Origin of the sequence: Nostoc sp., assembly GCF_035638895.1 — a bacterium.
Lineage (GTDB): Bacteria > Cyanobacteriota > Cyanobacteriia > Cyanobacteriales > Nostocaceae > Nostoc.
Map to the genome: position 1 here is coordinate 1 of NZ_DASQZC010000174.1, position 9,013 is coordinate 9,013.

3 protein-coding genes are annotated in these 9,013 nt (G+C 44.3%); all 3 read left to right on the top strand.

All coding sequences use genetic code 11. From position 1 onward, the window contains the following. Nucleotides 1-4,531, top strand: a 4,531-nt coding sequence (locus VE944_RS08615) for a polyketide synthase (protein ID WP_324975204.1), incomplete at its 5' end; no start/stop codon positions are given. Between the two features lie 56 nt (nt 4,532-4,587). Continuing rightward, on the top strand, nt 4,588-7,554 hold the full coding sequence (locus VE944_RS08620; RefSeq protein ID WP_324975207.1) for an amino acid adenylation domain-containing protein: 2,967 nt from the start codon (nt 4,588-4,590) through the stop codon (nt 7,552-7,554). Between the two features lie 126 nt (nt 7,555-7,680). After that, entirely contained in the window at nt 7,681-8,832 is a 1,152-nt protein-coding gene (locus VE944_RS08625; RefSeq protein WP_324975210.1) for an MFS transporter, read from the top strand. Nucleotides 8,833-9,013: the final 181 nt, after the last annotated feature.

Below are 9,013 nucleotides of genomic sequence, written 5' to 3' on the forward strand. Positions count from 1 at the left end.
TGATGAATTCTACGATCCAGACCCTGATGCACCAGGAAAGATGTATGTTAAAAATGCCGGCTTTCTAGACCAAGTAGACCAGTTCGATGCCCAATTCTTTGGCATTACCCCACGGGAAGTTGAGAACATGGACCCCCAGCAACGGCTGTTGTTGGAGGTCAGTTGGGAGGCGGTTGAGCAGGCTGGCATTGCACCCGATCGCTTGAGAAATAGCCAAACCGGCGTATTTGTCGGGATTACCACCAATGATTATTTGCAACTCCAGATTGGGTCTAGCGATCGCACCAAAATCGATGCCTACAGTGCTACAGGCAATTGTCTTAATGCTGTAGCTGGTCGCTTGTCCTATACTTTGGGTCTACAGGGGCCAAGTATGGTGGTAGATACGGCTTGCTCATCTTCACTGGTAGCTATCCATTTAGCTTGCCAAAGTCTGCGTAGTCAAGAGTCCGATCTAGCCTTAGCTGGTGGGGTGAATCTCATCCTCTCACCAATTGCTACCATTGCCACTTGTCGAGCCAGGATGTTAGCGCCCGATGGCCGTTGCAAGACTTTTGATGCTGCTGCGGACGGCTTTGCCAGGGGAGAAGGGTGTGGGGTTGTTGTTCTCAAGCGCCTTAGTGATGCGATCACTGATGGTGACAATATCTTAGCTCTGATTCGGGGATCAGCCGTCAACCAAGATGGCCCCAGTAGTGGTTTGACAGTTCCTAATGGGGTAGCCCAGCAAGCACTAATCCGCAAAGCCTTGGCTAACGCTGGGGTAGAGCCTGGACAAATCAGCTATGTAGAAGCCCACGGCACAGGAACATCTTTAGGAGATCCGATCGAAGTCGAGTCTTTAGGGGCAGTGTTGTGCCAAGAGCGATCGCCACAGGAGCCTTTAATCATTGGCTCGGCAAAAACCAACATTGGTCACTTAGAATCAGCAGCAGGAGTGGCGGGACTGATCAAGGTGGTGCTGTCACTGCAACATCAAGAGATACCCCCTCATCTACACCTCAAAAATCCCAATCCTTTCATCCCGTGGGCAAAGCTGCCAGTGTTAGTACCAACCGAGCGATCGCCCTGGACTTCTGGAGATAAACCCCGGATTGCTGGGTTGAGTGGTTTTGGTGTAACTGGTACCAATGCTCACCTCGTCATCGAAGAAGCCCCTACCCGCCAGCAGCAGCCCAATGAAGTAGAACGCCCCTTACATTTGCTCAGTCTCTCAGCGAAAACTGAAAGCGGATTACAAGAGTTAATTAGTAACTTTTACACAACCTTCAGAACTAATCTTGACATAAACCTAGCCGATGCCTGCTTTACTGCCAATACAGGCCGCTCTGTATTTGCCCATCGTTTGGCAGTGGTAGCTGAAGACTCAAATCAGGTGTGTGAACAGCTAGCAGCCTTCAACCTTGGGCAAAATACTGGTGACTTCTTCAAAGGGCAAGTTGATAAATCCCGTCAACCCAAGATCGCCTTTTTGTTCACCGGGCAAGGTTCCCAATATGTAGGCATGGGACGCGAACTCTATGATACCCAGCCGACTTTCCGCCAAGCCCTGGAACGCTGCGATGCAATCTTACGCCCTTATCTGCCAAAACCCCTGTTGTCTGTAATTTATCCCACCACAGGTGAAAATTCTCCCCTCGACCAAACACTTTATACCCAACCAGCTTTATTTGCCTTGGAATATGCTCTGTATGAGTTATGGCGCTCTTGGGGGATTGAACCGAATGCTGTGATGGGTCACAGTGTCGGCGAATATGTAGCAGCTTGTGTAGCTGGGGTGTTCAGCTTAGAAGATGGGTTAAAGTTGATTGTGGATCGCTCCCGTTTAATGCAAGCATTACCACCAGGGGGTGAGATGGCGGCAGTGTTTGCATCGGAAGAACAGGTAATCGCGGCGATACCTAATAATCAGCAAGTAGCAATCGCGGCGGTTAATGGCCCGCAAAATGTGGTTATTTCAGGGGCGTCGCCAGCAGTACAGACAGTGTTGCAAAAACTGGAAGCACAAGGAATTGAGTACCGGAGCTTACGGGTTTCTCATGCCTTTCATTCTCCTCTGATGGAACCAATCTTGGCAGAGTTTGAGCAACGCGCTAGCGAGTTGGTCTACCATGAACCCCAAATAGACTTAATTTCCAATGTGACTGGACAACTAGTGCAGCCAGCAGAAATTGGTCAAGCCAGTTATTGGCGTCGTCATTTGCGGCAGCCAGTACGATTTGCCGCAGGGATGCAAACACTTCAAGCACAAGGGTATGATTTATTTGTGGAAATTGGCCCACATTCAGTACTTATAGGAATGGGGCAACAGTCTTTACCTGATAGTGTGGGAGTTTGGTTGCCTTCTTTACGTCGTGGACAAAACGATTGGCAGCAGTTGCTCCAGAGTTTGGCATCGCTGTATATTCAAGGTGTGAAGGTGGACTGGTCTGGCTTTGACCACGATTATCAGCGTAGCCGCGTCCCTCTGCCTACTTATCCCTTCCAGCGCCAACGTTTCTGGATTGATACAGCAGTCACTAAGCAAGAGTCAGTTCCAGTTCAAAAGCCAGAAATTCCTGCCATCAGCATTTCTGATACAACCCTAGAGGAGCGTATCTTGGCTCTAGCTGCTAAGACAACTGGACTCAAGTTAGAGCAATTAAATTTAGATATTTCCCTAGAGGCAGACTTGGGATTGGATTCAATCATGATGATGCAACTGATGAGCGGTCTGATAAAATTGGTTCCAGTAGACCAACAGACAGCATTTAGTAGCAAGTTCTCTTTGCGAGACTTGATGCAGTTGCAGACACTGAGGCAAGTAATTCAGATATTTGATGAGTGGCAAAGCTCGGATGAGCAAAACATCGTCAGTGATGGAGACGCTGTAGTTACTAACGCAGAAAAACTTAGTAGACAGGGCGAAATAAATAATGTGGAAATGCTTCATGGACAGTATTTTCACTTGTTAGGTCACTGGGTGGTAAATTCCAACAGCCTGTTTTCTAGTTTGCGTTTACAAGGGCCTTTCGACTTAGATATTGCTTGGCAGAGTTGGAAAGACTTACTATCTCGGCATCCTATGTTGCGATCGCGCTTCGACGTCCCAGAGGGTGCGACTCGCTTTAATGAATACTTAATGGAAGTTATGGAAGATCCAACTCCTCCAGAAATTCCAGTTACAGATATCAGACATCTTGACAGTGATGCTAAAGAGCAGGCTGTACAGGCAGAAGTTGATCGCTGGTTAAATTATGAATGGCCCCTGACTGAATGGCCATTGCATAAATTTTCTGTATTGCGCTTAGAAGATTCGGTATATCAGCTATTTTTAGGCAACGAACACCTAATTTCTGATGCTCTGGGAAATCATCTCATATTGCGTGAATTTCTAGAAATTTATCGCGCAAATATCTGCAATGATCAGCCCGATCTACCTCCAGCTACGACCTTAGAAGATTACCGCCAATTAGTGCAAACCATGAACGCTTGGCACGATCCTGAAGAAGACCGAGCGTTGGCAGCCTACACTAGTAGCCAAGGCAAAGATTCTTACTTCTGGAACCCCAAAGGCGATATTGTTGACCACCCACGCCCTCAATTCCACACTCAACGGTACATTTTGGGACGCTATCGCACTGCTAAACTGATTGAACGTACCCGTGACTGGCGATTACCTGTAAATTCTTTGCTGCTGGGAGCTTTTCTGCGAGCCGTTGTCAAGTTGCAGCAGTCTTCACAATCTGTAATAGTTCAAGTCCCCACCGGCGGTAGAGTTTATCCTGGCGCGGATGCTTCTAATATAGTCAGTAGTTTCGCGCAGAATTTAGCCCTAAGTTTTACGCCACCACAACCGGATGAAGATTGGCAAACTCTTTTAAACCGTGTACATCAAGAAGTTCAAAATGGCATCGCCATCGGTCTAGACCGAGCGCAGACTCGCCAGATGGGGCTGATGTTCCGGGACAATATAGCCTTAGAAGACGGCAAAATACCTGAGCATAGTTTATCTATGTTTAGAAGCGTCTTGAAATCAAATTTATACTTTCCCTACACAGGTCATACTCATATCAAAACTCAATACGGCCCTGTAGAAGTAATTGATTATCAAGCAGGTGGCATAAATGCTGTTGGAACCATTGATATATTACAAGAGATATTCGACGGCAGTTTGCATCTGTTTGCTAGTTATGACTACAAATTCTTCGACTTGCCCGTTATTAATCAATTAATGCAGGAATACATTGCTCAGATAGAGGAATTATGCTCACTGACAATTCAATCCCAACAGCCAACAGAACTGGTATCAGTATCACAAGCAGATGCAAAAATTGAGTCCACAATTCGACAGGTAGCGGAAGAAATTTGTCACTACCAAATTAGTCCCGACGAAATGGACAAAGATATGGAGGCGGATTTAGGTGTAGATTCCCTAGAACGTATCCGCATTATTACCCGCTTGGAAAAGCTAATTGGGAAAGTCGATCGCCAAGCCTTATTAAGTTGCAGGAGTTTGCAAGAAATGGCAAACACACTCACAAAATTTTAGATTTTAAATTGAAGATTCAAAGTAATCATTTAAAACTTCAGAGGAAAATCATTGAGATGAGCAATATTACAGAAATTCCTTACCTGAAAATTGTAGAACAAGTTCAGCTAACACCTGAAGCGATCGCAGTTCTACATCAAGAAACTAAACTTACTTACGCCCAGTTACATCACCTTTCTAATCAGCTTGCCAATTATTTGCAGACTCAGGGTGTAGGCCCAAACACGCTTGTCGGCATCATGACACAGCGCAACCCTTTAATGCTAGTCGGAATTTTGGGCATCCTCAAAGCTGGTGGAGCTTATGTTCCTCTTGACCCTTCCTACCCAGGCGATCGCATCCGTTACATTCTCGAACACGCTAAGATTGGCACTTTGTTAACTGAGTATCAACTAACTAACAAACTCGAAGAGTGTTTGGATGCAGAATTACCATTGCATACTTTGCTATTTTTGGACGATGGCGACGGGTTCAGTCCCAACAAAGAACTAAACTTACTTAGTAAAGATACTTGGTCTACTTTCTCAGATCAAGATCCGCCCTATACTAACGATCCCGATGATTTGATGACGGTTCTATATACTTCTGGCTCCACCGGACGCCCCAAAGGAGTAATGCTCAACCATGGGGGTTATATGAACCGCCTGCGCTGGATGCAAAATACATTCAACCTGAAACCTGGAGACAGAGTTGCTCAAAAAACCTCTTTTTGTTTCGATATCTCCGTTTGGGAACTCTTCTGGACGTTGATGGAGGGAGCGACTATTTGCCCAGTAGAAAGGGAAACAGTAATCAATCCTTGGAAATTCGCTCAGTGGATCAAAGATACCCAAATCAATGTTATGCACTTCGTGCCTTCATTGTTTGGCGAATTTATCAGTGCTTTAGAAGATGAATCTTGGGAATTTCCTGGCTTGCGCTGGTTAATTTTTAGTGGTGAAGCTTTGCCCTTACCTTTTATCCAACGTTGGATTGACAAGTATGGAACGGATACTGGACTAGCAAACCTCTATGGGCCAACAGAGGCATCCATTGACGTGACTGCTCATATCATTGAGCAACGTCCTAATGAACAAGTGACTAATCAAATTCCCATCGGTAAAGCTATTGATAATGTTTACATCAAGATTTTAGATGAGCAAATGCAGCCAGTCGTACCTGGGCAGTTGGGAGAACTTTGGATTGGAGGTGTACAACTTGCCAAAGGTTACTTAAATGATTTGCAACGCACATCAGAAGCTTTTCGCCTCAATCCCTTTTTGCAAATTCCCGGAAATTATCTCTATCGGACTGGGGATTTGGCGAAGGAATTGCCAGACGGTAGTTTTGAATATCACGGACGGATTGACAACCAGGTAAAAATTCGGGGTTTTCGTGTAGAACTAGGAGAAATTGAGAGCGTTCTTAATACTCATCCAGCAGTGCGCGAAGCAGCAGTTTTAGCTATAGATTATGGGGCTGGGCAAAAAAGATTAATAGCTTGGTTGTCTGGAAACAAGGTGGATAATCGGCAAATCAAGGAACATCTCTCCCGACTACTACCTGATTATATGATTCCGCAACGTGTGGAATGGTTGCCCAGTCTGCCTAAGAATCATAATGGCAAGCTGGATCGCAATGCTCTCCAGGCGCTGCTGAATAAGAGTCAGCCGAAACAAAAACCGGACGAAACCATTGATGCTGCTCAGGAATACTTACCACTGGGGCCGGCGCAGAAATGGCTGGTGACATACTTCGAGCCTCCTTATCAGTGGATGGGGTATACACGTTTTCGCTACCGCCAAGCTTTGAATCTGGACGTTTTCAACAAAGCTTTCAACTTGATGATGGCACGGCATCCTGCTCTGCGTACTTTGTTTGTGCAACACAATGGACAATGGCAGCAGCAAATCATGGGTACAGAAAAGCAATTTCCTGTAGATTTCTTTGATGGTAGTCACCTGAGTGCAGGCGAACGCGATCGTGAAATCCGCTCTCGCATCGAGCAAAGCAGTCAAAAACTACGTCTTGAGCAGTGGCCGCTATTAGCAACAATCGTGGTCAAAGTTGATGAATCAACTTACGACATCACCATGATTGCCCACCATATCATTGCTGATATGCTGAGTACAACTGTGTTATTTAAAGAACTTTGGTACGCATACAACCAGATTTTGATGGGTGGTGTGCCTAGTTTTGAAAACCCCTCACCACCTTCCTACGCAGATTTTGTGCGTTTGCTTGTGGAAGAAGATAAAAAAGGAGCTTTGGCCAGCCACGTTGATTATTGGAAATCCCAATTTCCTTCTCGACAATATGCGTTTCATGTTCCCTTTGACCATATCAAGGGGACTAATATCGAAGCTTCTGCTGCTACTGAACGATTCACTCTCACTAAAGCTAACAGTGACACACTCTTACGCAAAGCCAAACAGCACTATGGTTGCAATTTGTATACACTTTTACTGGCTCCTTTATACCAACTGACGGCTGTTTGGTGTGGGACTTCTTGGGTAGTGTTGAGTCATCGTAGCCACGGTAGGGATCTGGGCGATAACCATATTTACTGGGAAAGCTTTGGTAACTTTGCAGTGAATTTCCCCGTCGGCGTAATGGTAAACTATGAGGAAAAGTGGGAGAAAACCATCAAGCATATCAAAGATGGTTTTGATGCACTGCCAATGAACGGCGTCACCTTTGATTGGATATGCGATCGCTTGCCAAATTATATCTATCCTGATGCTAATCTGACATCAATTAGAGCCAATTATCTGGGGAATCGCACCCAACCTGTGTTTGAGTTGTTTGAGTTCATTGAGGAAGATCGCGATCGGCGTTTGTCCCCTCCTGAACAAAAACGCACAACCTTGTTAGAGTTTTTCTTTTCCATTATCGATGGCACTTTCCATTTAGAAATCGAATACTCTCGCAATTTTCATCTTCCTGCAACCATCAACCAACTGGGCAAGCAATACTTGGATTTGATAGAGAATATGCTTGCAGTTATATCGCCGATAGAAGAAGGCGTTCGGCAGCGCAAATAACTTTAGGGAGTACTTGTGACGCAAGTCGTCGTTGCTGTTTACTCGAATGCTCAAAATTATTCCTCCATTCCTGCATTCAGCAACGCCAACATATTACTCTGACTGCAAATATATAATACCTAAACAATGCAGGAAATTTCTTCAAAAGTATCAACTTCTCCCTTTTCCACAGGTTTACCAGCCTTATATATTATCGGTTTTATTTCCGGTATCTCTATGGGGCTGTTTACTCCCTTTATCTCAACGCTCATGGCTCAACATCAAGTTGATGATGTCTGGATTGGAGCTAATTCTACAGTATACTTTATGTCGATAACCTTGGGCGCACCCTTAGTGGCATACATATTGCGTCAATTAGGATTGCGTAAGACTATGATGCTTGGACTGGCACTTATGGGTTTGAGTGCGCCCCTATTTCCCATGACTACGCAATTGCCTTTATGGTTTTTAATCCGCACTATCATGGGTATTGCTTCCTGTTTGTACTTAGTGTGTGGACAAACTGGATTACACTGCTTTTGCCATGACAGTAATCGGGCAATAGCTAGCGGTTTTCATGCTCTAGCTTATAGCTTTGGATTTGGTATTGGCCCAGTTATAGGTTCCGCCCTCTATAATGTTTCTCCAAAAATTACTTTCTTTTTGGGCAGTATTTTAGTTCTGAGTGGTATGGTTGTTGTCTGGATAGGTCTGCCAGAAAGAGCGATCGTTTTTCAACCTTCGTCACGTATTGGGTTCAAAAAACTTACACTCCCGCTTCAAGGTGCATTTGCCTATGGTTTTACCGTAGCTACTCTAGTATCTTTATATCCAGTCTATCTGCTGCGACAGAACTACAGCGTGGCGCAGATAGGTTTTACCTTTACTGTATTCGTGATTGGAGGTCTGCTTGCAACTATTCCAGTTACCCATTTAGCAGACAAATTTAGCAGATTAAAGATTCTTTTAATTTGTGTGTGTGTTTCACTAATTTCTATTCTGTCTCTTTCGTTAGCCGATAACTTCATTACTATTCAGATTTTTGCCTTTACTTCAGGAGCTAGCGTGAGTCCAATTTTCCCGTTATCACTGGCACTCATTGGAGCAAAGCTTTCTAGGAATGAATTATCTTCTGGAAGTGCAATTTTTACAGCTATATATGGTTCTGGATGTGCATCGGGGCCTATACTCTCCTCATTGGTAATGAAAATTTTAAACCCACAATACATATTTAGCTTAATTGTAATTATGTTTGCACTATTTTTAGTTCAATTAATGAGAAAAGTTCAACAGAGCTAGTATCAAAACTACTAGCTTATATTTTAATTTACACAAAAAACGCTAACAGGATAAAAAGCATGAAAGTTTCTATATTTTCCCAAACAGAACAAACACTAAATAGGAGAAATACTTTGGAAATTTATACAGATATTGAAATTTCAGCTAAAGCTGAAAAAGTCTGGAATATACTAACCAATCT

Bases quoted from the DNA above. Each gene is read 5' to 3' on its own strand.
- VE944_RS08620 (WP_324975207.1), top strand. From the start codon at position 4,588: ATGAGCAATATTACAGAAATTCCTTACCTGAAAATTGTAGAACAAGTT.
- VE944_RS08625 (WP_324975210.1), top strand. From the start codon at position 7,681: ATGCAGGAAATTTCTTCAAAAGTATCAACTTCTCCCTTTTCCACAGGT.